We start from the raw sequence: 21,494 nt of genomic DNA, 5'->3' as shown, positions 1-21,494 counted from the left end.
TTATCCAACTTTATTTTCTTCGTAAATTTTCTCTCCATCTTCTATAACTAACTTTCGGAATTCTTCCAATAAACGATTCGTATGTGGACCCGTTTGCCCTAAACCAATCGTTCTACCATCTACTGTCGTAACAGCAATAACTTCAGCAGCTGTTCCTGTTAAAAACACTTCATCAGCTACATATACATCATGTCTTGTAAATAACTCTTCTCTTACGTCATATCCAAGTTTTTCGCCGATTTCTAAAATGGCGTTTCGTGTAATACCTTCTAACGCTCCAGCAGAACTTGGTGGTGTAATTAATTTATTTCCTTTAACAATAAACACGTTATCTCCTGATCCTTCAGCTACATATCCTTGATCATTTAACATAAGTGCTTCTTGTACTCCAGCTAATTTCGCTTCAATACGAACTAAAATATTGTTTAAGTAATTTAAAGATTTTACTTGAGGGGATAAAACATCGGGACGATTTCGGCGCGTTGCAACTGTTACAACTGGAATCCCTTTCTCATAATATTCTTGTGGGAATAAAGATAATTGTTCTGCAATTACTACTACATTCGGCTTCTTACATGAATCGGGATCCAATCCAAGATTTCCTGCTCCTCTTGATACAACAAGGCGAATGTATCCATTAGATAATTTATTTTGTCGAATCGTCTCAACAACAATATTCGTTACTTCATCTAATGAATATGGAATTTCTAAAAGGATTGATTTTGCTGATTCATACAACCGGACAAGATGCTCTCTCAAACGGAAAACATTACCGCTATAAACTCTAATTCCTTCAAATACTCCATCGCCATATAAATAGCCATGATCATATACCGAAACTTTTGCTTCATCTTTCGGAACAAATTCTCCATTTAAGAAAATCCATTGCTCATTCACTGGAAGTGCCTCCTATGTTCTATGAATTTTTTATTGTTTCCTAGTTTACTCTCCTTTTTAAATAAATCAAGTAAATTTTTTAGAAAATTTATAATTTTTAATCGTACGTACATCTTCAATTGTATTGATTTAACAACATTGTTAACGTTTACAAAAAGCCCGAAAATTTTTTTCGCCAATTTTCACTAAAAAAATATTTGTTTAAAAGAAGGATTTTCATCAATTAATACGAATCTATTGTATTCAATAAACGGACGTCCGATTTTATAAATCCGGGAATATATAACGACTTTTGCTGAAAAAGGGGGAAAATAACAAAAATAGCGCTGTCTAAAAATAACATTCATATTTTTCATTTCGTAATCATAATCCTATTTTTAAAAAACAATTTGTCAAAATGAAGGAGGAAATAAATATGGCATGTGTACAAATTAAAGGAACGAGACAAGAGGTAGTAGAAATGTTGCAATTATTTGATCTAATGGACACGAAAGGTTTTTGTAAATTCGATAATTACGTAGAGGTAGAACCAAACACGCAAGAACATAATCATTTTATTGCTTCAATCGACATCCATTCAAATACTTCTTCTGCACAAGATACATTAAACGATCAATTCGTTAGTCAAATGCTTACTGGCGTATATAACGACTAAACAAAGATTTACTTCCTACCGTCTTTTCATAAATATATGCAGTGAACTTGAGCATACTAGCAATTAGATGGTAGGAGGTGAGAATTATGGCTAGAATTGGCGTTGAAAACTCATTAACAGACGTTCAACAAGCTCTTCAGCAACAAGGTCATGAAGTTGTTACACTTAACTCAGAACAGGATGCACAAGGGTGTGATTGTTGCGTTGTAACTGGGCAAGATTCTAATGTGATGGGCATTGCAGATGCATCAATTAAAGGATCAGTCATTACAGCTCACGGTTTAACAACGGATGAAATTTGTCAACAAGTTGAAATTCGCACTTAAAAAAAGAAAGAGGACTCCTTTTGAAAAGGAGTCCTCTTTTTTATATTCACCTAACGGGAAAGTAACATATACTGGATGAAAGCCCTACCTCTCTCTCATCATTACGGTTCCACTGACCGCTCCTTGATTCACTAGTATACCTATAAAGCTTACACTTATAATTTATAGGGTTTGTTCACAAAAGTTGTTGGTAAGACTACCCGATCTTTCGCAAACTTTTCGTATTACATTTATAAGATTTATTTACTTTATACTAGCTGTAACCGAGACACGAATTAAAATTTTAACATCAATAAAATAACTTGTCAACATTTTTTGTAAATTAAAAACAGACAGTAACGGTTTGTCTGTTTTAGAATGGAGCTTTTTCTTTTATTACATATACAACAAAACCGCTTACTAACATACATAAACCAACTACTAAGTTTTTGATATTAATCATAAATTCCTCTCCCTTATTCCACACATCATATATATTTACAGTTCAATTATTCCGATCATCCTAAAGCGCACTTTTTCTAATATATCATAATTCCTAAAAAATGCAAGTTCACTTTTGGCGACCATTTACAAATTTATCTACAGTGCTTGGTACCGTATTTAAAGCCTTTTCAATTAAATGTATACTACTATTGAGGTGTAATACTTGCACACCGTTAGAACCGACTACTAAAAAAGCAACTGGGCTAATAGAAACCCCAGCCCCGCTTCCTCCTCCAAATGGATGCCCTTGCTTTTTCTCTTTATGCTGATTTTGCCCACCGTTATGTTTTTCAGTAATGAAATCCCCTTTAAAATCACTTCCACCAGCTCCAAAACCAAAAGCCACCTGAGATACTGTTAATACTACATTTCCGTCAGCTGTTGAGACCGGGCTCCCAACAATTGTATTTACATCTACCATCTCTTTTAAATTTGTCATTGCCGTTTTCATTAAATTTTCAATTGGATGTTCCATTATGTATTGCACCCTTTCCTCTTTATTCCTTTTTATACTTTCCAAAATAGAGGAAGTCATACTAACTTTTCCTATTTCAAGAAAACATTTTCCTCCTTTTAAAAGATACTACTCCCTGTACATGCTCCGGTATAGTGAAACTTTAATCAGTAGGATGTGTACGTAGCTCGACTCCCACAAATAGCAGGATAAAAAAGAAAAAGAGATACATACTACTATTGAACCTTGTTATGAAAGGAGTCATGACTTTGACTGAGAAATTTGATGATTATAAAAGAAGAGATAGAATAGATAGTGATTATAGTGACTATAAAGAAGAGTACGCCGCTGAGGTTGCACCACAACGCATTGATTATGATTACGATGATAAAGACGATAAAGATGTTGTAAAATCATCCGCCGCTGGATCAACTGCTGGTTTTATCGCTCTTGCGCTATCTATCTTATCGCTATTTACATTCCCAACACTATTTGGTCTTGTTTCTGTTTTACTCGGTATTTACGCTTATAATCGCGGAGCTACTGTAACTGGCGGTATCGCTGCAGTTGTCGGTGGGATTGCTGCACTTATCGCAATTTTATTCCGAGTAGCACTTATTGGTTTATTGTTCTCCCTGTTCTAAAAAAGAAAAAGGTATCTCGCTTAACGCGGGATACCTTATCCTGTAAACACATCTTCCGATGGATATTTTATTTTTTGTTTTGCTGGTCGCGCTAAAGAAAACACAAGTGTTAACGGTCCAATTAATCCGCAAAACATAACAAACATAATAATACATTTTCCGAATGCCGATAGCTTTGCAGTAATTCCCATCGTTAATCCGACTGTGCCAAACGCTGATATTGTCTCAAATAATAATTGAATAAAGCTGAAGTTTTCTGTAAGCATTAATATAAATACCGCTGTAAAAATAAGTATTTGACTAGCAACAGCAATCGCTAAGGCCCTCGTTACTGTCGACATTTTAATTGTACGCTGAAATAAAACAATTTCTTCCTTTTTTCTAAAGAAAGAAAGGACAGATGTAATTAAGATAACAAACGTTGTTAATTTAATTCCTCCACCTGTTGATACACTTCCTGCACCAATAAACATTAAAATCATCGTAAATAATATAGATGATTCTTCCATACCTCCATAGTCAATCGTATTAAATCCAGCTGTCCGCGGGGTAATACCTTGAAAGAAGGAAGCCCATAGTTTTTCATTTAAAGATAAATTCCCTAACGTCTTCACATTATTATATTCCAATACAAAAATTACAATCATTGCTATAACATTTAACACTACTGTTCCAATAATCATTATTTTTGAGTGAAGTGATAATTTTCGAAAACTGCGACTATACCATATATCAATTAATACGGTAAAACCGAGTCCACCTATTACAATTAAAGAGCAAATCCCAATATTAATAATGGGATCCCCTACATATCTTGTTAAATTATCTGGCCATAAAGCAAATCCTGCATTATTATAAGATGCAATTACATGAAAAATACTATAGTATAAACCTTTTCCAAAACCAAACTCTGGAATAAAGCGAAACGATAAAAAGATGACCCCAATAAGCTCAATACAAATCGAAAATATAAAGACACGCTTTACTAATTTTACAAGACCACCTATATTTGTTTGATTAAATGCTTCTCCAATTAATAAACGATGGCGTAATCCGATTTTTTTGCCTAATACCCAAACAATTAAAATGGCAATTGTCATAAGACCTAGACCACCTGTTTGAATTAAAAACATAATAACAATTTCGCCAAACATCGTAAATGTACTTGCTGTATCCACTACTCCCAAACCAGTTACGGTCGCTGCTGACGTTGCTGTAAAGAAAGCATCTACCCAACTAATATGTGCTTTCGTTGCGAATGGTAACTTTAATAACAAACCGCCAACCACAATTAAGCAGAAAAAACCTAATGCTAATATTTGTGGTGGGTTTAATCGTATAAGACGATTATACAGCCCTTGTTTTTTTGTTACTTCCATATCACTAACTCCCTTATTAAAGTGAAGCTTTCCCCTCATAAATAAAAAGCTTTTAAAAAGCCCTTAAACAATTGGGACAAACCTTATATTCTTATAATATAGTTGAGCATAATCCTTTTTTTCATAGATTACAACTTTTATTTATATTCAGATTCCTTTTTGTTTTATGCTGGAAAACTATATATCCTAGCTCAATATTGCTAGCAATAACAATTTCATATGTACTATTTTTCAAATCCCCATATCTTTCACTCTATGTTCACATAGAGGTCACATCCACCTTTTATAGTATATGTATCGAAGCTGTTCCTCCCTAATTTTTAAGACATTCCCCAGTGTCTTTGAATAGCTTCCATCCCTAATTNTATAATCTTTTCCATAATAAGCTTTTGATAGTACCTCTCTTTCACTCTATGTTCACACAGAGGTCACATCCACCTTTTATAGTATATGTATCGAAGCTGTTCCTCCCTAATTTTTAAGACATTCCCCAGTGTCTTTGAATAGCTTCCATCCCTAATTAAATTGACATAAATTGTCCCCTTCCTTGACCATCTTATAAATGATGGTCTTATTTTTTTGTCTTTCTATCTTTTCTTTAAAACTCCCTCTCTCTTTCACTCTATGTTCACACAGAGGTCACATCCACCTTTTATAGTATATGTATCGAAGCTGTTCCTCCCTAATTTTTAAGACATTCCCCAGTGTCTTTGAATAGCTTCCATCCCTAATNTGTTCCTCCCTAATTTTTAAGACATTCCCCAGTGTCTTTGAACAACTTCCATCCCTAATTAAATTGACATAAATTGTCCCCTTCCTTGACCATCTTATAAATGATGGTCTTATTTTTTTGTCTTTCTATCTTTTCTTTAAAACTCCCTCTCTCTTTCACCCTATGTTCACATGAGAGTCACACCTACCTTTTATAGTATATRTATCGAAGTTGTTCCTCCCTAATTTTTAAGACATTCCCCAGTGTCTTWRARCARCTTCCATCCCTAATTAAATTGACATAAATTGTCCCCTTCCCTAGACCATCCTATGTGATGGTCTATTTTATTTTCCAAACACAAAATCAGTCTATCTACACTTAAATAAAAACAAAAAATTCAGAAAATATTGTTAAATTAGGGATTTTTTCGGTATAATTACTTTAGAAAGAACTTTCGCAAAAACAAAAGGGGGGATTTTATTGAAACAAACAAAAGCAATCTTAATCGCATTATTTCTAGGTCTAGTTGTTGGACTCACTCTAAATTTAGCCGCTCCATCTATCTTTGAGCCACTAAATCAATATGTGTTCAACCCAATTGGTCAATTGTTTATTCGCCTTATTAAAATGCTAGTTGTTCCTGTTGTATTCATTTCTATCGTACTTGGTGCTGCCGGCCTTGGAGATCCGAAACAACTTGGAAGAATCGGTTTAAAATCAATTTCATTCTTTCTCGTAACAACTGCGGTTGCCATCTCTATAGCGGTTACATTTGCACTTATTATAAAACCAGGAGCTGGCGGTAATTTTAAAACAGAAGGTCTTAAGTATGAAGGTGCAAAAACTGAAACATCTTTCGTCGAAACATTGCTAAATATCGTACCAGATAACCCAGCAAAAGCAATGGCTGACGGAAATATGTTACAAATCATTGCCTTTGCCGTATTGATTGGACTCGGTATAGCTATTTTAGGAAAACGAGTTCAAGGTATCCATTCATTACTTGAACAGGGCAACGAATTAATGATGTATCTTGTTAATCTCGTTATGAAATTAGCCCCAATTGGAACATTCGGTTTGCTCGCTTCATCCGTTGGTAAAATGGGTCTTGCAGGCGTCGCTGCGATGTTCAAGTATATGATTGTCGTTATGTTAGTACTCATTATTCACGGGGTCTTTGTATATGGCGGCCTATTAAAGGTATTAGCAAAAGAAAGTATCGTCCGGTTCTTTAAGCATTTCGGACCGGTAATGGCAATTGGCTTTAGCACATCTAGCTCTAATGCATCTCTTCCATTTGCAATGAAAACCGCACAAGAGAAGCTTGGAGTTCCAAAAGCAATCAGCTCATTTGTACAACCACTCGGTGCAACGATTAATATGGATGGTACCGCTATTATGCAAGGGGTAGCAACTGTATTTATCGCTCAAGTATACGGAGTTGAACTTACATTACCGCAATTAGCTATGGTCGTATTAACTGCTGTACTAGCTAGTATTGGTACTGCTGGTGTACCAGGTGTTGGACTTGTAATGCTTACAATGGTTTTAAATCAAGTAAATCTACCAGTAGAAGGTATCGCTTTAATTATTGGTATTGACCGTATTCTAGATATGTCAAGAACAGCTGTAAACATTTCTGGTGATGCAATTTGTGCAATGATTGTCGCAAAATCAGAAGAAAAATATAATACTGATCAATCGGCAGCATCTTAAATCAAAAAAGGAGTGAATATATTCACTCCTTTTTTGATTTACTTCCTTTTTTCGAACGATATTCTTTCCCTTTATTATCATTACCAGTTTCAAATTCAGTGCTAAATTCCTGATTAAACTGGCCGGACTTTGGTGATCCTTGATTACCGCTCCCTTTACTACCGTTACGATTCGTCATATTTCTCCCTCCCTTCCTTGTATTAGTAGTATGGCGCTCTATCTTTTTTCATACACATTTTATTTTTTAACATCTACTACACACGAAAGAAGACCTTCCATATATAAGGAAGATCTTCTTTTTCATCACGTAAGCGTTTTCTTGTTTATAATCACTTAAATAAGTTTTTTGGAAATCGAAATCATTACACTCATTTCATCTTCTGAAAGTGCAGAGAATCTTTCTTGTAAATATTGTTTTTTCGCATCTTCCATTTTCGCAACTAAATCTTTCCCTTGTTCTGTAATCTCTAAATACACAACTCGGCGATCCGATGTAGAACGTGAACGAGTTACAAAACCTTTATTAATTAATTTTTCTGTAACAGCTGTAATATGACTATTCGACACATTTAATTCATTTGCTACACGCGATACCATTTCTTTATTCGTACGATTTAATATTCTCAGGACGATGAATTCATTCCACGGTATGTAACCACCGAATATTTTTCCGATATCATTACGCAATGTGCGAAACATAGCAAACACATTTGTCGATAGTTCTTCCATTAATTGCTCTCGATTTTGAGACAACTTTGACAGCTCCTTTTATTTCATTTAGTTAAATAAAAACCTTATTAACAATTTTACATGAAATCTTACTTTTTGTCACCTTATTTTCCCATAATTCGTAGTTTTTTAATAGGTATTTCATGATAAAATGAAGTTAACTTCCAGAAAAAGGGGGTATTTTAATGCATGAGGAGGAGAAATTCTCAAATCTCAGCCTAAAAGATAAAACGATTATCACTAGTATTATTGCTCTTTTTCTCATTATCGTTTTTGCATTTATATTTTTTGTATATGTAGGAATCTTTCAAATTACAGGTATAGAGTATAGTTCACGTACTGCGTTACTTCTCTTTTTTTATTAATCACTTTCTTAGACAGTATTACATTTTTCATCTTCAGTTTCTTCAAAGCGCTGCTATATCCACTGACACAAAACATGCCAAATTGGATTTCTATTACTCTTTTCTCGTTCATTGAAATTACACTAGATTGGTTCGTCATTCATACTGCTGATAATTGGATAGAAAGCGTACAAATGTCCAACACAGCTGAATTATGTGTCGTACTATTCTTTTTCCTCTTAAATAAATTATTAAGTGACGAGAAAGAGTAAGAATACAAGCTTTTCTATATAAAAATTGGTACAATGAAAGCAAATCTTACTAAAGAGGTGTTAATTATGAACTTACAACAATGGGCTGATAAAGGTATGTCCTTTGATACATATGTGAATGAAATGCAAGTAAACCAATACGAGCTACTACACATTTACAATAACTTTTTAATTCCAAATGAATTACTTCCTGTATTAGAAGAACGTCAAAATGACGGCTGGCGTGTTATCGTATTAACTGCTGATTGGTGTGGCGATGCTCTTTTATGCGTACCTGTTATGAAACGAATTTCTGAAGTTGCAAATATTGATATGAGTTTATTAATTCGCGATGAAAACTTAGAATTAATGGATCAATATTTAACAAATGGAACAGCACGTGCGATTCCAATCTTTATTTTCATTGATAAAGATGGAAATGAACAAGCCGTCTTTGGACCACGCGCTCCAAAAGTACAAGAATTAGTAACTTCAATGCGCGCTACATTACCTGAAAAAGAAGATCCAACATTCGAAGAAAAACAAAAAGAAATGTATGCTAATTTCCGTGCTACATTAGCTGATGATACTTCTCTTTGGGAGCATGTAATGGAAAATATGGTGGAAAAAATAGTAAAATAAAAAAACTGCCGAGCTCGGCAGTTTTTTTTATTACATAATGAAGAAATAGAATACCGCAGCTAAAATGAAACGATAGTAAGCGAACGGTGTTAGTTTTACACGAGATAATAATTTCAAGAATGAAACAATTGCAAGCATCGCAACAACGAATGCAGTTACAAATCCTGTTACAAATAGCGTTATATCTGCTGAGCTTAATACATCCCAGCTTTTAATTAAATCTAACCCACTTGCAGCTACCATCATCGGTACCGCTAAAATGAACGTATATTCAGCTGCCGCTGTATGCGACACGCGAGCTAATAAACCACCACTGATTGTAGAACCAGAACGAGAAAACCCTGGCCAAAGAGCTAAACATTGGAACATTCCAATTGTAAATGCCTGTTTATATGTGATTTCATCTAACGTTCTTGCTGTACTTGGTTTTGAAAACTTCTCAGCAACAATCATTAAAATACCACCGGCTACTAAGCTAATAACAACTGGTCCTGGACCAAATAAAACCTCTTTAATAGTGCTATGGAATAATACGCCAAGTACCCCGGCAGGAATCATCCCGATAATAATATGTAATAAATTTAACGATGGTCCGTCTGTTACTTTTCCTATTCCAACTAACGACCATAGACGCTTCCAGAATATAACAACAACTGCTAAAATCGATCCCAATTGGATAACAACTTCGAAAACTTTCGCTCTCTCATCTTCAAATCCAATTAAATGTCCTGTTAAAATCATATGTCCTGTTGATGATACTGGTAGAAACTCTGTTAACCCTTCAACAGCACCCATGATTAAACCAATTAACCAATCAGCCACAAGTAGTGCCTCCTTAATAACAAATAATATGTAATTTTTTCACACCTTATCATAATACCTTATCCCTTTTCAAAGTGCATCCTTTTTTTATTGGTTTCATATGTTGTAGGCGCGTATTTCTTTTCTAATCTTTGATTAAATTGTATGATAGTAAGAGTTTGTTTTTTTATACGGAAAGGGGATTTTATGAAAGAAACTACTTCATTCTCACAAAAGTTAAAGCAATTTGTATTACTATTTTTTCCGATTTTCGTAACGCAAATGTCATTATTTGCGATGAGTTTTTTTGATACAACAATGTCAGGACATGCAAGTCCAACTGATTTAGCAGGTGTTGCAATTGGAACAAGTATATGGCTTCCAGTTAGTACGGGATTAACAGGAATTTTAATGGCTACTACTCCCATTGTTGCACAGCTCGTTGGATCCAAGAAAAAAGAGGACGTTCCCCACGTTGTCATACAAGCAGTTTATTTAGCAATTTGTGCTAGCTTCGTTGTTATCCTCATCGGTTTCTTCGTCGTTTCACCTATTTTAAACGGCATGCGCTTAGAAGAACCTGTGGAACGAATTGCAGCTCAATTTTTAAGTATTATCGCAATAGGAATTATACCTTTATTCACGTACACTGTTTTACGTGGATTTATTGATGCATTAGGAAAAACTCGAACAACGATGATTATTACATTACTATCATTACCAATTAACGTAATATTAAATTACCTATTAATTTTTGGTAACTTCGGTTTCCCAAAGCTTGGTGGTGTCGGAGCAGCAATTGCTTCCACTGCAACATATTGGTGCATTTTAATTATTACAGTCATTATTATTCAGACGAAAGAGCCTTTTGCCTCTTTTAACATTTTCAAACAATTATATCGTCCTTCTCTTTCGAGTTGGACAGCATTCTTAAAGCTTGGCGTCCCTATCGGATTTGCTATCTTTTTTGAAACAAGTATTTTCGCTGCGGTAACGCTTATGATGAGTAATTTTAGTACGACAACTATTGCAGCTCACCAAGCAGCTATGAACTTTGCTTCCTTGTTATATATGACTCCGCTAAGTTTAGCAATGGCAATGACTATTGCAGTCGGATTCGAAGTCGGAGCAAAACGTTACGATAATGCAAAACAATACGGACTGATTGGAATTGGATTAGCCCTTGCCTTTGCTTTATTATATTCGATTCTTCTCTACTTCTTTGATAATCAAATTGCTTCTATTTATACGACAGATGCAAAAGTTCATCATTTAGCAAAAGAATTTCTTATCTTTGCGATTTTATTTCAAATTTCAGATGCAATTGCAACCCCTGTACAAGGAGCTCTGCGTGGTTATAAAGATGTAAATGTTGCTCTAATTATGACTTTAATTGCTTATTGGATAATAGGTCTACCACTAGGTTACATACTAGCAACGTATACAGAATGGGCCGCAAAAGGCTATTGGATCGGTCTTATTATCGGTCTAGCATTTGGCGCTGCCTTCCTACTTATCCGTCTCTTTCAAGTACAACGAAAATATGCATAAAGAAAACAGCCGCTAATAATAAAGCGGCTGTTTTCTTTATGCATATTTTTTCTTGTAACGTGTAATATAATGAAAAAGAAAGGTGGGTACATATGGACGACAAAGAAAAAAAGCAATCATTCGATGAAGAATTTGCCCCTGAAATTTCACCTGGATATCGGCAAGATGTACATAAGCCACCTAAATATAAAAACACTTCGTTTTTAATGGGCATTACCATTTTCGCTGCTGTATTACTCATACTTATCATTTTCGTTTATTTTTGATGAAAGGTGCCTATTATATGAAGAAACAAAATTCCAATCGTTCAAAAAGAACTGTTAAAACACAAAAAGGATATGCAGGAGATTCTGTTCATACACTTAAACAAGTCGAGCAAGGAAATTTATATATTGCTCAAAAAGAACTTGGTCAACAAAATGAAAATCTTTAAAGGCCCTTGATTCCTTGAGGGCCTTTTTATTCCGCATTAAGTAGTACACCCCCAAATGTTCTATTGAGCAATGAATTTCCTTTATTGTACGCGCTGCTTTTGTTCTAGCACCATAAATATATTATTAACCTTTACAATTTTCACTTCATAATTCAATTTCATTTTGCTTCTCTTACCATTTTCAGTACCCGCAACGTACGCTACAGCTTGATAAAGAAAACTCTCATCGGTCTCTTCACGTATCTCCTCGTTTGTAAATTTATACTCTAAATCTTGAAAACGATTTGGATAATAATTTCCCATTAATTGTTCATACCCTCTATTTAAAAATAGTTCTTCACCTTTTCGTTTCACATCTTCTTTATTAGTAAACTCAAACACTGATAGTTGCTCGGTCACAAAATGCTCTCCTACCTTTTTCATTTCATTATGAGTTAAATTTTCTATACTTTTGTTCTTTAATTCCTTATTTAACTCGTACTGATCAATCGGTTTAAAGGTAGCAAAAACCTTCTCTTTATATGACCAAAACAATACAAAAGCGATACATAGAGAAATGATTAACAATCTTTTTTTCGTAATACTCCCGCCCTTCTTCATAATGATAGCTATATTTTAACATATAGAAAGAAAATTCTGATATCATAAAGTAGAATAACTTAACTCAGAAACGAGGAACAATTATGGACTCTTACAAACATTATATAAAAGAAGCTTTGCCTAATCTTTCTATACGTTCATATAAACAAAATAAAGGAGGATGGGATAATGTAGCAGTTATAGTAAATGATGAGCTACTGTTTCGTTTCCCGCGAAAACAGGAATATGCAATGCGAATTCCGTTAGAAAAAGAACTATGCACAATTCTCACTCAATCACTACAAGAAATCAAAGTTCCACAATATCACCTAATTTATAAAAATGAATCTGATGAGGTTCCTCTTTGTAGTTACTATACTCTCATTCATGGTGAACCATTAAAAACAGAAACAATTGCCACGCTGGAGGATACAGAGCTGAAAGCAATTATTACAAAATTAGCTACTTTCCTTGCGGTACTACATAGTATTCCTTTAAACCAAGTTACAACGCTATGTTTCCCTATTAGAAAAACATGTACCTACTGGAAAGAGCTACAAACAAAATTAAACCAATATCTCACTACTAACCTTACTTCATTACAGAAACTAGCCTTAAATCGCTTATTTGAAAATTTCTTTGCATGTTTAGCTACATCCACTTTTCAAAACACAATCATTCACGCTGATTTTACACATCATCACATTTTATTTAACAAGCAGAACAAAAGCATTTCAGGTGTTATCGATTTTGGTGATGCGCAAATTGGCGATCCTGCTTTTGATTTTGCAGGACTATATTATGATTTCGGACATGAGTTTACTACATCTGTATATGAACAGTACAGTACACTTATTTCTCATCATGATCCATTACTCATTCACCGCATTACTACCTTTTATCAATACAGTCCTTTACTACATAATATTATTTATAACTTTGAGTCAGAGAATGAACTCGAATTCATTACAAGTACAGAACAGCTAAAAACGATATTACAGGGATGAGATTACATTCTCTCCCTGTATACTCTTTCCTCATACATCATTAACTTTTTATCCATTTCAACAATAACTTTATACAATTGAAATGCCTGTAAGATTTGCAGTTGAATTTCAAAAGGAGCATTTTGTTCTTTTAACCATTGAAATACTTTCGTTTCATCTTTCATTGATTATTCCTCCCTTTATCCCGCTATTTGCGGGCAGTAAGACCCCCACCTCAAAATTCAGCGGAAGCAAAGAAGTTAGGTGGGGGGCGGGCTGCCCGTTAAAGCCCGATTGGTTAAGGCTAATAAATCAGTGGGTGATGAACAAAACCCCACTGATTAAAGTTTCACTTTATTAAAATCTGCTACAAATATACCGTAAATGATGAAAAGCTTTTCATGTCAATAACAAAAAAGGATGCAAAGTTGCATCCTTTAATGAACTATATTTTTCTTCTGTTTCGCTTCTTTCTTTACTTCTTCACTTTGGCATTCACTACGAAACGCACAGCTTATACACTCAGAACGAAAATGACGCTCAGTATAATGCTCAGGTTGCTGTAACATTTCTTTCATTCTAGATAAATCAGCCATTCCAGTTATAATATCTTCTTGTTTCGGAATGTACTCATACTTAGTTCCTTCTATTAAATTAATAACTTCAATTTTTCCTGGAAGAACGCCGAAAGCTTTATAACTGAATACTGTCATTAGCTTCTGACAAAGAGCAAGCATTTCCTCATCCGCATCGACAACATACTTTTTAATTACAAACGACTCAGCATTCCACTCACCAACTTCAAATGTCAATGACATGTGGACACCTAACTCTTCCATATATGTTTGAAACTTCTCGTATAAAAACAATGGTGGTGTCTGACTATCATCCCTTTCAACAAACTGTAATAAGTGATCCGTTAGCTTCGCTAATACAATATAGTACTCCGTCTTCGAAGCAAACATATTAATCCTTACTTTTTTCCAATACTTTTCTATTAATATTAAAAGTACAATTTTCGTTTGTTGACCCGCAGGTAGCGTGTAATACTCGTTAATAATTTGATTCACAATCATTTGCGCTATTTGTTGCCATTCAAATGAAGAAGGTTCTCTTCTTTTTATATGACGAAAATAAAATTTATGCGGACACCGCATAAAATCATACAAATGATAATCTGTCATCGTTTTGATTGAGATTTTCTCATGCACTTGCTCTTCAGCTCCCTTCTGCCATTAAGAAAGGTGTTTTACAAATTTAGCTCCAAACTGTAAACATTTTTCTACATCTTCATCTTCTGGCGTTAATTCTACTTTTAGTCCTTCTAACACAACTGCTGCTCCGCGCTCTTTTAGCTTTTCTATTAAAATGTCAACCGCCACTCCGTATTTCGGATAAGCCGAATCACATGATCCGAATACGGCCGCTTTTTTCCCAGTTAAATCAATAGAATCCATTGCATCATAAAAATCTAAGAAATCATCAGGAAGATCACCATCTCCCCATGTGTATGCACCTAAAATAATTCCATCATACTGTTCCAATATAGAAGCTTCTGGTGAATCCATAATATCAATAACTTCAATTTCATTTTCTGTTTCACGAATTACGCCGGCAATATGGTCAGCCATTTCCTCTGTATTTCCACTCATACTTGCAAAAATCATTACTAACTTACTCAACTGAACCTCTCCCTTTACTTTGTATCTCTTTTTCTGTTTGAATGCTCTTCTTCTCATCTACATATTCAGACCGAATTACATTTCGTTGCCATTCCATATGCTGATCAACATCTTTATTTTTATCTTTTAATCCCCTCCGTAGAAGGTGAAATTTTTTTCTCATTAACATGTCGCATCCATCCTATTGATAATAATTATCAATTTCAACTATATTTAGATTAATTGACATTGATTATCAATGTCAACAACTATTTTAAAAAAAATGATTAAAATGTACAAGCTTGTCCGTTAGCTATTCATATACTATAAATGAGCATAGTTCTTTCTCAGCCCTCTCTGACGGAAAGAAATAAAAGCAACTGCGATAGAGCGCAGTTGCCTTTTTTTGTTTTTCTATGATTTTAGTAATCTTATAGTAGTCTCTAAGAATAGCTCCACTCCACAAATTAATGCTGATTCATCCACGTCAAATTTCGGATGATGATGTGGATAACAAGTATATATATTTTCATTACCTGTTCCTAATTTAATGAAACAACCGGGTGCTTTTCTTAAATATGCTGAAAAATCTTCCCCACCCATAGAAGGTTCAAGCTTAACAACACGCTCATTCCCAAACAAATGTAGTGCACTTTCTTCTACTATTTTCGTAATATATTCATCATTAATAACCGGATCATATCCATATCGATACGTATATGTATACGATCCTCCATGTGCTTCTGTAATTCCTTTCACAATTTTTTCGATTTTCCCTTCTGCTTCTATTCTTAATGTTTGATTAAAAGAACGTACAGTTCCCATTAAAGTTGCTGTACTTGGAATAATATTATCAGCCATTCCCCCATGGAACTGCGTAACTGAAACGACTCTTTGCATGAAAGCACTTGTATTTCTTGATACGATATGTTGTAAATTTGTAATAATCTGTGCTCCGATAGCAATAGGGTCAATCGTTTCTTCTGGACGTGCTGCATGTCCTCCTTTGCCTTGAATCTCAACTGTAAATACGTCTGGAGCTGCCATCATTGGCCCATACGCAATACCTATCTTTCCGCTCTCCAATCCAGACATAACATGTAAACCTATTACATAATCAACACCGTCCATAACGCCCGCCTCGACCATTTCTTGTCCACCACCAGGGTATGCTTCTTCTGCATGCTGAAAGAATAGACGAATTTCCCCTACAAACTCTTCCTTCATATTTGATAACATCTCTGCTGTACTTAATAAAATAGCTGCATGAGCATCGTGCCCACATGCATGCATCACTCCTTTATTTACAGACGTATAAGATTTCCTTGTCTCCTCTTGGATTGGTAAAGCATCTATATCAGCTCGAATCGCAATCACTTTCCCTTGCTTCACGCCTCTTTTAATTGCTAGTACACTATACTTCGTCGGTCTCGTTACTTCAAAAGAAGAAAACGAGCATAATGTATCATATATAAATTGCGAAGTTTCTTTTTCATGAAATGATAATTCCGGATACTTGTGGAAATGTCGTCTCCATTTTATAATGTTTTCTTCTGAAATAAGATCCTTCCAAACCCTCGTCATTAGAGATTCCTCCTTTTAAGAAACTTTAGGAATTCATACATTAACTATGAAAAAATGCAAACAAATATTGCATTTCTATACATTCTCTCAGGGCAATTTTATACATTCACACAATCCACTTCCTATTTACATATCAAACCCATTACAAATTCATGCTGAATGTAATATAATTGCTAAGTTAGGGATTTTCTTTTTTAGTATTTAGTGCTAATATCAGAAAAGAGCCTTTTGACTTATTTTTACCTAAAATGTGGGATTTTGTTTTTTTCACAATAATGTAGGACATGATACCTACAAAGAGCTATTATTTCATTAAGAGAGGGAAAGACATGGAAAGATTAAAAGAGATATGGTCTCGACCACTCACACAATGGGTTGCAAAGACGGTTTATTATCTTGCAATTTTATTTGCATTACTTTGGTTGTATGGATTCCATGATACAAACACAAGTACATTTATTTACAATGAATTCTAGGGTGGGAACGTTATGAAGTTATTAGAACTAATTGAAAAGTGGGCTATTGAAACGCCTGATCAAACTGCTTTTGTTTGGCGAGATGCGAAAATTACGTACAAACAATTAAAGGAAGATTCTGATGCGTTAGCACATTGGATTTCTTCTGCGTATCCAGATGATCGTTCACCAATTATGGTGTATGGCCATATGCAACCTGAAATGATTATCAACTTTTTAGGATGTGTAAAAGCTGGACATGCTTATATTCCTGTAGATTTATCTATCCCAGCTGATCGTGTACAACGTATCGCTGAAAATTCTGGTGCGAAATTACTTTTATCGGCAGCAGCAGTAACTGTAACTGATTTACCAGTTCGCATCGTAAGTGAAGACAACTTAAAAGATATTTTCTTTACTCATAAAGGGAACACTCCAAATCCTGAACATGCGGTAAAAGGTGATGAGAACTTCTACATTATTTACACATCAGGAAGCACAGGTAATCCGAAAGGGGTTCAGATTACTTATAACTGCCTTGTTAGCTTTACAAAATGGGCTGTAGAAGACTTTAACTTACAAACAGGGCAAGTATTCTTAAACCAAGCACCTTTCTCATTCGATTTATCTGTCATGGATATTTACCCATCATTAGTAACAGGTGGTACACTTTGGGCAATCGATAAAGATATGATTGCACGTCCAAAAGACTTGTTTGCTTCTTTAGAGCAATCGGATATACAAGTATGGACTTCGACACCATCTTTCGCAGAGATGTGTTTAATGGAAGCTTCTTTCTCTGAGAATATGCTACCGAACATGAAAACATTCTTATTCTGCGGTGAAGTGTTACCAAATGAAGTAGCTAGAAAATTAATTGAGCGTTTCCCAAATGCAACAATTATGAATACGTACGGTCCAACAGAAGCTACTGTCGCTGTAACAGGTATTCACGTTACAGAAGAAGTACTTGATCAATACAACTCACTTCCAGTTGGCTATTGTAAATCAGACTGTCGCCTTCTTATTATGAAAGAAGATGGCACGATTGCACCTGATGGTGAAAAAGGTGAAATCGTAATTGTCGGTCCAAGCGTAAGCGTTGGATACTTAGGAAGCCCTGAATTAACAGAAAAAGCATTTACTATGATTGACGGTGAGCGTGCCTATAAAACAGGCGATGCTGGCTATGTAGAAAATGGTCTTCTATTCTATAATGGTCGTCTTGATTTCCAAATTAAGCTGCATGGTTATCGAATGGAATTAGAAGAAATTGAGCATCACCTTCGTGCGTGTTCTTACGTTGAGGGAGCAGTTATCGTTCCAATTAAAAAAGGTGAGAAATACGATTATTTATTAGCGGTTGTTGTTCCTGGAGAGCATTCGTTTGAAAAAGAATTCAAATTAACATCTGCAATCAAAAAAGAGCTCAATGAGCGATTACCAAACTACATGATTCCACGTAAATTCATGTATCAATCTTCTATTCCAATGACACCAAATGGAAAGGTAGATCGCAAAAAATTATTGAGTGAGGTTACAGCATGACCGCATATGGATCATTTTATTTTTTCGCTATAGTGGGCATTTTATTAATACCTACTATCATAGCTGGATTAAAAGGTAAAATGTTGCGTAAATATAATGCCGTTTTAACATTAGTCATGCTTGCTATTATCTTCTCAGATAAACCAAAGCAAGCAATGATGTTAGCTGCATTTATTATTTGGCAATATGCCCTTATTAAAGGCTATTTAATTTTAAGAAAACAAAATAATAGTACATTCACATTTTGCATAGCTGTTATTTTATCGATTTTGCCTCTTATTTTGGCAAAAATCGCACCATTTGCATCGTTATTACCTGAGTTAAAACTTGTTGTTTTTCTAGGTATATCTTACGTAACATTCAGAGCAGTTCAAATGGTATTTGAAGTTCGTGATGGTTTAATTAAAGAGCTTTCTTTCTTTAACTTCTGGGAATTCGTTTTATTCTTCCCTGCAATTTCAACAGGACCTATCGATCGTTACAGAAGATTCCAAAAAGATATTCAAAAGCCACCTAGCGCTGAAGAATATCAAAATTTACTATATACAGGACTAAATCGTATTTTCCAAGGTTTCTTGTATAAATTTATTATTGCTTACTTAATAAAGCAATATTGTATGGATCCAGCATTCGCTCAACACGATACAATCTTTTCAAATATGATTTACATGTATAGCTATAGCTTATATCTATTCTTTGATTTTGCTGGTTATAGCTCTTTTGTAATTGGTGTAAGTTATATGATGGGAATTAAAACGCCAGAAAACTTTAATAAGCCATTCCTTAGTCGTAATATTAAAGACTTCTGGAACCGCTGGCACATGAGTTTATCATTCTGGTTCCGTGATTTTATTTACATGCGTTTCGTCTTTTTTGCAACGAAGAAAAAGTTAATTAAGAACCGTTACACAATTTCATATATCGGTGCATTTTTAAACTTTTTCATTATGGGAATTTGGCATATCCAAGGAAGCGCTGTTGCGCAGTATATTATTTATGGTCTATATCATGCCGCACTGTTTATTTTATTCGATATTTTCGAACGAAAAAACAAGAAGCATAAGTTTTGGCCAAACACTAAATTTACACGCATCCTTGCGATTGTAATTACGTTCCACGTTGTATGTTTCGGTTTCCTAATCTTCTCTGGACACCTTAACAGATACTTTTAATGCACCCTTCTTATTCCATTAAGAAGTTGCACATATAATATATTTCGGATATAAAGGAGATTTTAAAAATGGCAGAATTCAAAGAGCAAGTATTAGATATTTTAGAAGAAGTATGTGAAAACGATATTGTGAAAGAAAACTTAGATGTTCAATTATTTGAAGAAGGTATCCTTGATTCTTTCGCTGTAGTATCTTTATTAGTTGAATTCCAAGAGCGTTTAGATATTGAAGTTTCTATTTCTGATTTTGACCGTGACGAGTGGGCTACACCAAACATGGTTATTAAAAAGTTGGAAGAAATCCGATGAACAAAGCAAAATTTGGTCCGATGCTTTTAGCATTGGCCCTTTTTGCTGTATTCTTACTTATTCCAACGCGCTTCCTACTTCCACTTTTAAGTGATGAAAAAGTAGAACAAGCTGCTACTTCTTTAAAAGAAGAAAAAATTCAAAGTATGATTTTACAGCAAAAGATGTTAGCAAATCCAAAATATCTTCCGATGTACGGTTCATCGGAATTCGCACGTATGGATGCTTTCCATCCATCTAATTATTTTAAAGTAAAGCCTGAAGGGTTCACACCATTCCTTCTTGGACGCGGCGGAACACAAGACCTTGTACATGTGTTAAACTTCGCATCTACAATGGATCAATTGAAAGATAAGAAAATGGTATTCGTTCTTTCTCCGCAATGGTTTGTACCACAAGGTATTGATGAAACGCACTTTGCACCTAACTTTTCAAAGCAACAAGGTTACCATTTCATTTTCAACAATGATTTAAAACCTGAAATGAAAAAACAAATTGCAAAGCGTTTATTAAACTTTGAGATTGTAAAAAAAGAAACTTTATTAAAAATTTCGCTTGAAGGCATTGCTTATGATGATACGAAGTATAAAGTAAAAGCACTTGCTGCTAAACCTTTCGCTTATATTTATCGTAACATTTTAGATCGTAAAGATTTATTTACAGCTATGTTTAATATTAAACCGCACAAAGAAAAGCTTGATCCTTCATTAAAACAAATGAACTGGGAAGAGGCTCGTAAACATGCGGATCAAACAGGTGCAGTAGAATCTGGATCTAATGAATACGGTATTGAAGATGATTATTTCAATAGCAAAATTAAGAAAAAATTAAAGCAACGTGAAGGTTACTTAAAAAATGATGCTTATGACCAATCGCCAGAATATGAAGATTTACAAATTGTACTTGATTTATTAAAACAATCTGGTGCAAAACCGCTCTTCATTTCTGTTCCTGTCAAAGGTCCTTGGTACGACTACGCTGGCTTCCCGAAAGAACGCCGTGAAGCATACTATAAGAAAGTTCATGAGCAAATCGAAAAAGCTGGTTATCCAATTGCCGACTTCTCAAATCATGAATACGATAAATACTTCTTAAAAGATCATATGCACTTAGGTTGGAAAGGCTGGGTTTACATCGACGAAGCCATCCAACAATTTTATAAAGCAAACTAATGAAAAGACCGC

Annotated in this window: 27 protein-coding genes and 1 pseudogene; 15 read left to right on the top strand and 13 right to left on the bottom strand. The window is 34.6% G+C overall.

Annotated features, from left to right (window positions below):
• The gene (gene ilvE, locus ASE54_RS00605; protein WP_001005485.1) at positions 1-897 is read right to left on the bottom strand and encodes a branched-chain-amino-acid transaminase; all 897 of its coding nucleotides are present in this window, start codon (positions 895-897) and stop codon (positions 1-3) included.
• Positions 898-1,312: 415 nt separating this feature from the next.
• Here ilvE and ASE54_RS00600 point away from each other — a divergent pair, with 415 nt between their 5' ends.
• Together ASE54_RS00600 and ASE54_RS00595 are read left to right on the top strand one after the other, a co-directional pair.
• Positions 1,313-1,552 carry a DUF3911 family protein gene (locus ASE54_RS00600; protein WP_000752514.1) on the top strand — a complete coding sequence of 80 codons (240 nt, stop codon included), beginning with the start codon at positions 1,313-1,315 and terminating at the stop codon, positions 1,550-1,552.
• Positions 1,553-1,638: 86 nt separating this feature from the next.
• Positions 1,639-1,878: a YkuS family protein gene (locus tag ASE54_RS00595; protein ID WP_000101020.1), complete on the top strand. Its 240-nt coding sequence runs from the start codon at positions 1,639-1,641 to the stop codon at positions 1,876-1,878.
• 352 nt (positions 1,879-2,230) lie between these two features.
• On the opposite strand, the gene ASE54_RS00590 is transcribed toward ASE54_RS00595, so the two are convergent.
• Together ASE54_RS00590 and ytfJ are read right to left on the bottom strand one after the other, a co-directional pair.
• Positions 2,231-2,320 carry a hypothetical protein gene (locus ASE54_RS00590; protein ID WP_000608225.1) on the bottom strand — a complete coding sequence of 30 codons (90 nt, stop codon included), beginning with the start codon at positions 2,318-2,320 and terminating at the stop codon, positions 2,231-2,233.
• A 108-nt stretch (positions 2,321-2,428) separates the two neighbouring features.
• Complete coding sequence (gene ytfJ, locus ASE54_RS00585) at positions 2,429-2,896, bottom strand: GerW family sporulation protein (RefSeq protein ID WP_000204239.1); 468 nt, start codon at positions 2,894-2,896, stop codon at positions 2,429-2,431.
• Positions 2,897-3,084: 188 nt separating this feature from the next.
• Between ytfJ and ASE54_RS00580 the strand changes: the two genes are divergently transcribed.
• Entirely contained in the window at positions 3,085-3,459 is a 375-nt protein-coding gene (locus ASE54_RS00580; protein WP_000136546.1) for a hypothetical protein, read from the top strand.
• Between the two features lie 35 nt (positions 3,460-3,494).
• On the opposite strand, the gene ASE54_RS00575 is transcribed toward ASE54_RS00580, so the two are convergent.
• Positions 3,495-4,838: a TrkH family potassium uptake protein gene (locus ASE54_RS00575; protein ID WP_000454114.1), complete on the bottom strand. Its 1,344-nt coding sequence runs from the start codon at positions 4,836-4,838 to the stop codon at positions 3,495-3,497.
• 1,192 nt (positions 4,839-6,030) lie between these two features.
• On the opposite strand from ASE54_RS00575, the gene ASE54_RS00570 reads away from it, so the two are divergent.
• Positions 6,031-7,266, top strand: a complete 1,236-nt coding sequence (locus ASE54_RS00570; RefSeq protein ID WP_000814811.1) for a dicarboxylate/amino acid:cation symporter — start codon at positions 6,031-6,033, stop codon at positions 7,264-7,266.
• Positions 7,267-7,288: 22 nt separating this feature from the next.
• Here ASE54_RS00570 and ASE54_RS00565 read toward each other — a convergent pair whose 3' ends face one another.
• A complete protein-coding gene (locus tag ASE54_RS00565) occupies positions 7,289-7,444 on the bottom strand; it encodes a hypothetical protein (protein WP_000184928.1) in 156 nt (51 codons plus the stop codon).
• 155 nt (positions 7,445-7,599) lie between these two features.
• Positions 7,600-8,019, bottom strand: a complete 420-nt coding sequence (locus tag ASE54_RS00560; protein ID WP_000081433.1) for a MarR family transcriptional regulator — start codon at positions 8,017-8,019, stop codon at positions 7,600-7,602.
• 161 nt (positions 8,020-8,180) lie between these two features.
• Here ASE54_RS00560 and ASE54_RS00555 point away from each other — a divergent pair.
• Together ASE54_RS00555 and ASE54_RS00550 are read left to right on the top strand one after the other, a co-directional pair.
• A pseudogene (locus tag ASE54_RS00555) lies at positions 8,181-8,611 on the top strand (regulatory YrvL family protein).
• Positions 8,612-8,644: 33 nt separating this feature from the next.
• Complete coding sequence (locus ASE54_RS00550; protein ID WP_003260458.1) at positions 8,645-9,232, top strand: thioredoxin family protein; 588 nt, start codon at positions 8,645-8,647, stop codon at positions 9,230-9,232.
• Positions 9,233-9,262: 30 nt separating this feature from the next.
• Here the strand turns inward: ASE54_RS00550 and uppP are convergent, their stop codons facing one another.
• Complete coding sequence (gene uppP, locus ASE54_RS00545) at positions 9,263-10,054, bottom strand: bacitracin resistance undecaprenyl-diphosphatase (protein ID WP_000796263.1); 792 nt, start codon at positions 10,052-10,054, stop codon at positions 9,263-9,265.
• Between the two features lie 186 nt (positions 10,055-10,240).
• Between uppP and ASE54_RS00540 the strand changes: the two genes are divergently transcribed.
• The 3 genes from ASE54_RS00540 to ASE54_RS36165 all read left to right on the top strand — a co-directional run bounded on the left by ASE54_RS00540 (position 10,241) and on the right by ASE54_RS36165 (position 12,017).
• Positions 10,241-11,584 (top strand): MATE family efflux transporter, encoded by a 1,344-nt coding sequence (locus ASE54_RS00540; protein WP_014895206.1) that lies wholly within the window; start codon positions 10,241-10,243, stop codon positions 11,582-11,584.
• Positions 11,585-11,676: 92 nt separating this feature from the next.
• Positions 11,677-11,850 (top strand): hypothetical protein, encoded by a 174-nt coding sequence (locus ASE54_RS00535; protein ID WP_000341062.1) that lies wholly within the window; start codon positions 11,677-11,679, stop codon positions 11,848-11,850.
• Positions 11,851-11,867: 17 nt separating this feature from the next.
• The gene (locus ASE54_RS36165) at positions 11,868-12,017 is read left to right on the top strand and encodes a hypothetical protein (protein WP_000744623.1); all 150 of its coding nucleotides are present in this window, start codon (positions 11,868-11,870) and stop codon (positions 12,015-12,017) included.
• A gap of 81 nt (positions 12,018-12,098) precedes the next feature.
• Here the strand turns inward: ASE54_RS36165 and ASE54_RS00525 are convergent, their stop codons facing one another.
• Positions 12,099-12,617: a hypothetical protein gene (locus ASE54_RS00525; protein ID WP_002083113.1), complete on the bottom strand. Its 519-nt coding sequence runs from the start codon at positions 12,615-12,617 to the stop codon at positions 12,099-12,101.
• An 83-nt stretch (positions 12,618-12,700) separates the two neighbouring features.
• Here ASE54_RS00525 and ASE54_RS00520 point away from each other — a divergent pair, with 83 nt between their 5' ends.
• The gene (locus ASE54_RS00520; protein WP_000378990.1) at positions 12,701-13,603 is read left to right on the top strand and encodes an aminoglycoside phosphotransferase family protein; all 903 of its coding nucleotides are present in this window, start codon (positions 12,701-12,703) and stop codon (positions 13,601-13,603) included.
• 2 nt (positions 13,604-13,605) lie between these two features.
• Here the strand turns inward: ASE54_RS00520 and ASE54_RS36160 are convergent, their stop codons facing one another.
• The 5 genes from ASE54_RS36160 to ASE54_RS00500 form a co-directional block, all read right to left on the bottom strand.
• Positions 13,606-13,767, bottom strand: coding sequence for a hypothetical protein (locus ASE54_RS36160; protein ID WP_000651086.1), 162 nt, complete (start codon positions 13,765-13,767; stop codon positions 13,606-13,608).
• A 252-nt stretch (positions 13,768-14,019) separates the two neighbouring features.
• A complete protein-coding gene (locus ASE54_RS00510) occupies positions 14,020-14,793 on the bottom strand; it encodes a hypothetical protein (protein ID WP_000544581.1) in 774 nt (257 codons plus the stop codon).
• A 24-nt stretch (positions 14,794-14,817) separates the two neighbouring features.
• Positions 14,818-15,264 carry a flavodoxin gene (locus tag ASE54_RS00505; RefSeq protein ID WP_000041149.1) on the bottom strand — a complete coding sequence of 149 codons (447 nt, stop codon included), beginning with the start codon at positions 15,262-15,264 and terminating at the stop codon, positions 14,818-14,820.
• Positions 15,257-15,433, bottom strand: coding sequence for a hypothetical protein (locus tag ASE54_RS36155; protein WP_000929009.1), 177 nt, complete (start codon positions 15,431-15,433; stop codon positions 15,257-15,259). The genes ASE54_RS00505 and ASE54_RS36155 overlap by 8 nt, the downstream gene beginning before the upstream one ends.
• A gap of 224 nt (positions 15,434-15,657) precedes the next feature.
• Positions 15,658-16,827 carry an amidohydrolase gene (locus tag ASE54_RS00500; RefSeq protein ID WP_000199092.1) on the bottom strand — a complete coding sequence of 390 codons (1,170 nt, stop codon included), beginning with the start codon at positions 16,825-16,827 and terminating at the stop codon, positions 15,658-15,660.
• A 329-nt stretch (positions 16,828-17,156) separates the two neighbouring features.
• Here ASE54_RS00500 and ASE54_RS00495 point away from each other — a divergent pair, with 329 nt between their 5' ends.
• From ASE54_RS00495 to dltD, 5 genes are all read left to right on the top strand, one after another.
• A complete protein-coding gene (locus ASE54_RS00495; RefSeq protein ID WP_000440293.1) occupies positions 17,157-17,303 on the top strand; it encodes a teichoic acid D-Ala incorporation-associated protein DltX in 147 nt (48 codons plus the stop codon).
• 12 nt (positions 17,304-17,315) lie between these two features.
• Positions 17,316-18,830: a D-alanine--poly(phosphoribitol) ligase subunit DltA gene (gene dltA, locus ASE54_RS00490; protein WP_000770496.1), complete on the top strand. Its 1,515-nt coding sequence runs from the start codon at positions 17,316-17,318 to the stop codon at positions 18,828-18,830.
• Positions 18,827-20,002 (top strand): D-alanyl-lipoteichoic acid biosynthesis protein DltB, encoded by a 1,176-nt coding sequence (dltB, locus tag ASE54_RS00485; RefSeq protein ID WP_000127955.1) that lies wholly within the window; start codon positions 18,827-18,829, stop codon positions 20,000-20,002. Before dltA ends, dltB begins: the two co-directional genes overlap by 4 nt.
• A 68-nt stretch (positions 20,003-20,070) precedes the next feature.
• Positions 20,071-20,310: a D-alanine--poly(phosphoribitol) ligase subunit DltC gene (gene dltC / locus ASE54_RS00480; protein WP_000807310.1), complete on the top strand. Its 240-nt coding sequence runs from the start codon at positions 20,071-20,073 to the stop codon at positions 20,308-20,310.
• On the top strand, positions 20,307-21,482 hold the full coding sequence (dltD, locus tag ASE54_RS00475) for a D-alanyl-lipoteichoic acid biosynthesis protein DltD (protein ID WP_001030287.1): 1,176 nt from the start codon (positions 20,307-20,309) through the stop codon (positions 21,480-21,482). Before dltC ends, dltD begins: the two co-directional genes overlap by 4 nt.
• Positions 21,483-21,494: the final 12 nt, after the last annotated feature.

Origin of the sequence: Bacillus sp. Root131, assembly GCF_001429475.1 — a bacterium.
Lineage (GTDB): Bacteria > Bacillota > Bacilli > Bacillales > Bacillaceae_G > Bacillus_A > Bacillus_A thuringiensis_S.
Note: the sequence above shows the minus strand (reverse complement) of the source record. Positions and strands in the feature narration are given on the sequence as shown.

Coding starts and splice junctions, on each gene's coding strand:
- ASE54_RS00535 (WP_000341062.1), top strand. CDS start 11,677: ATGGACGACAAAGAAAAAAAGCAATCATTCGATGAAGAATTTGCCCCT.
- dltA (WP_000770496.1), top strand. CDS start 17,316: ATGAAGTTATTAGAACTAATTGAAAAGTGGGCTATTGAAACGCCTGAT.
- ASE54_RS00595 (WP_000101020.1), top strand. CDS start 1,639: ATGGCTAGAATTGGCGTTGAAAACTCATTAACAGACGTTCAACAAGCT.
- dltC (WP_000807310.1), top strand. CDS start 20,071: ATGGCAGAATTCAAAGAGCAAGTATTAGATATTTTAGAAGAAGTATGT.
- ASE54_RS00590 (WP_000608225.1), bottom strand. CDS start 2,320: ATGATTAATATCAAAAACTTAGTAGTTGGTTTATGTATGTTAGTAAGC.
- ASE54_RS00600 (WP_000752514.1), top strand. CDS start 1,313: ATGGCATGTGTACAAATTAAAGGAACGAGACAAGAGGTAGTAGAAATG.
- dltB (WP_000127955.1), top strand. CDS start 18,827: ATGACCGCATATGGATCATTTTATTTTTTCGCTATAGTGGGCATTTTA.
- ASE54_RS00540 (WP_014895206.1), top strand. CDS start 10,241: ATGAAAGAAACTACTTCATTCTCACAAAAGTTAAAGCAATTTGTATTA.
- ASE54_RS36165 (WP_000744623.1), top strand. CDS start 11,868: ATGAAGAAACAAAATTCCAATCGTTCAAAAAGAACTGTTAAAACACAA.
- ytfJ (WP_000204239.1), bottom strand. CDS start 2,896: ATGACTTCCTCTATTTTGGAAAGTATAAAAAGGAATAAAGAGGAAAGG.
- ASE54_RS36155 (WP_000929009.1), bottom strand. CDS start 15,433: ATGTTAATGAGAAAAAAATTTCACCTTCTACGGAGGGGATTAAAAGAT.
- ASE54_RS00520 (WP_000378990.1), top strand. CDS start 12,701: ATGGACTCTTACAAACATTATATAAAAGAAGCTTTGCCTAATCTTTCT.
- ASE54_RS00565 (WP_000184928.1), bottom strand. CDS start 7,444: ATGACGAATCGTAACGGTAGTAAAGGGAGCGGTAATCAAGGATCACCA.
- ASE54_RS00500 (WP_000199092.1), bottom strand. CDS start 16,827: ATGACGAGGGTTTGGAAGGATCTTATTTCAGAAGAAAACATTATAAAA.
- dltD (WP_001030287.1), top strand. CDS start 20,307: ATGAACAAAGCAAAATTTGGTCCGATGCTTTTAGCATTGGCCCTTTTT.
- ASE54_RS00550 (WP_003260458.1), top strand. CDS start 8,645: ATGAAAGCAAATCTTACTAAAGAGGTGTTAATTATGAACTTACAACAA.
- ASE54_RS00525 (WP_002083113.1), bottom strand. CDS start 12,617: ATGAAGAAGGGCGGGAGTATTACGAAAAAAAGATTGTTAATCATTTCT.
- ASE54_RS00495 (WP_000440293.1), top strand. CDS start 17,157: ATGGAAAGATTAAAAGAGATATGGTCTCGACCACTCACACAATGGGTT.
- ASE54_RS00575 (WP_000454114.1), bottom strand. CDS start 4,838: ATGGAAGTAACAAAAAAACAAGGGCTGTATAATCGTCTTATACGATTA.
- ASE54_RS36160 (WP_000651086.1), bottom strand. CDS start 13,767: ATGAAAGATGAAACGAAAGTATTTCAATGGTTAAAAGAACAAAATGCT.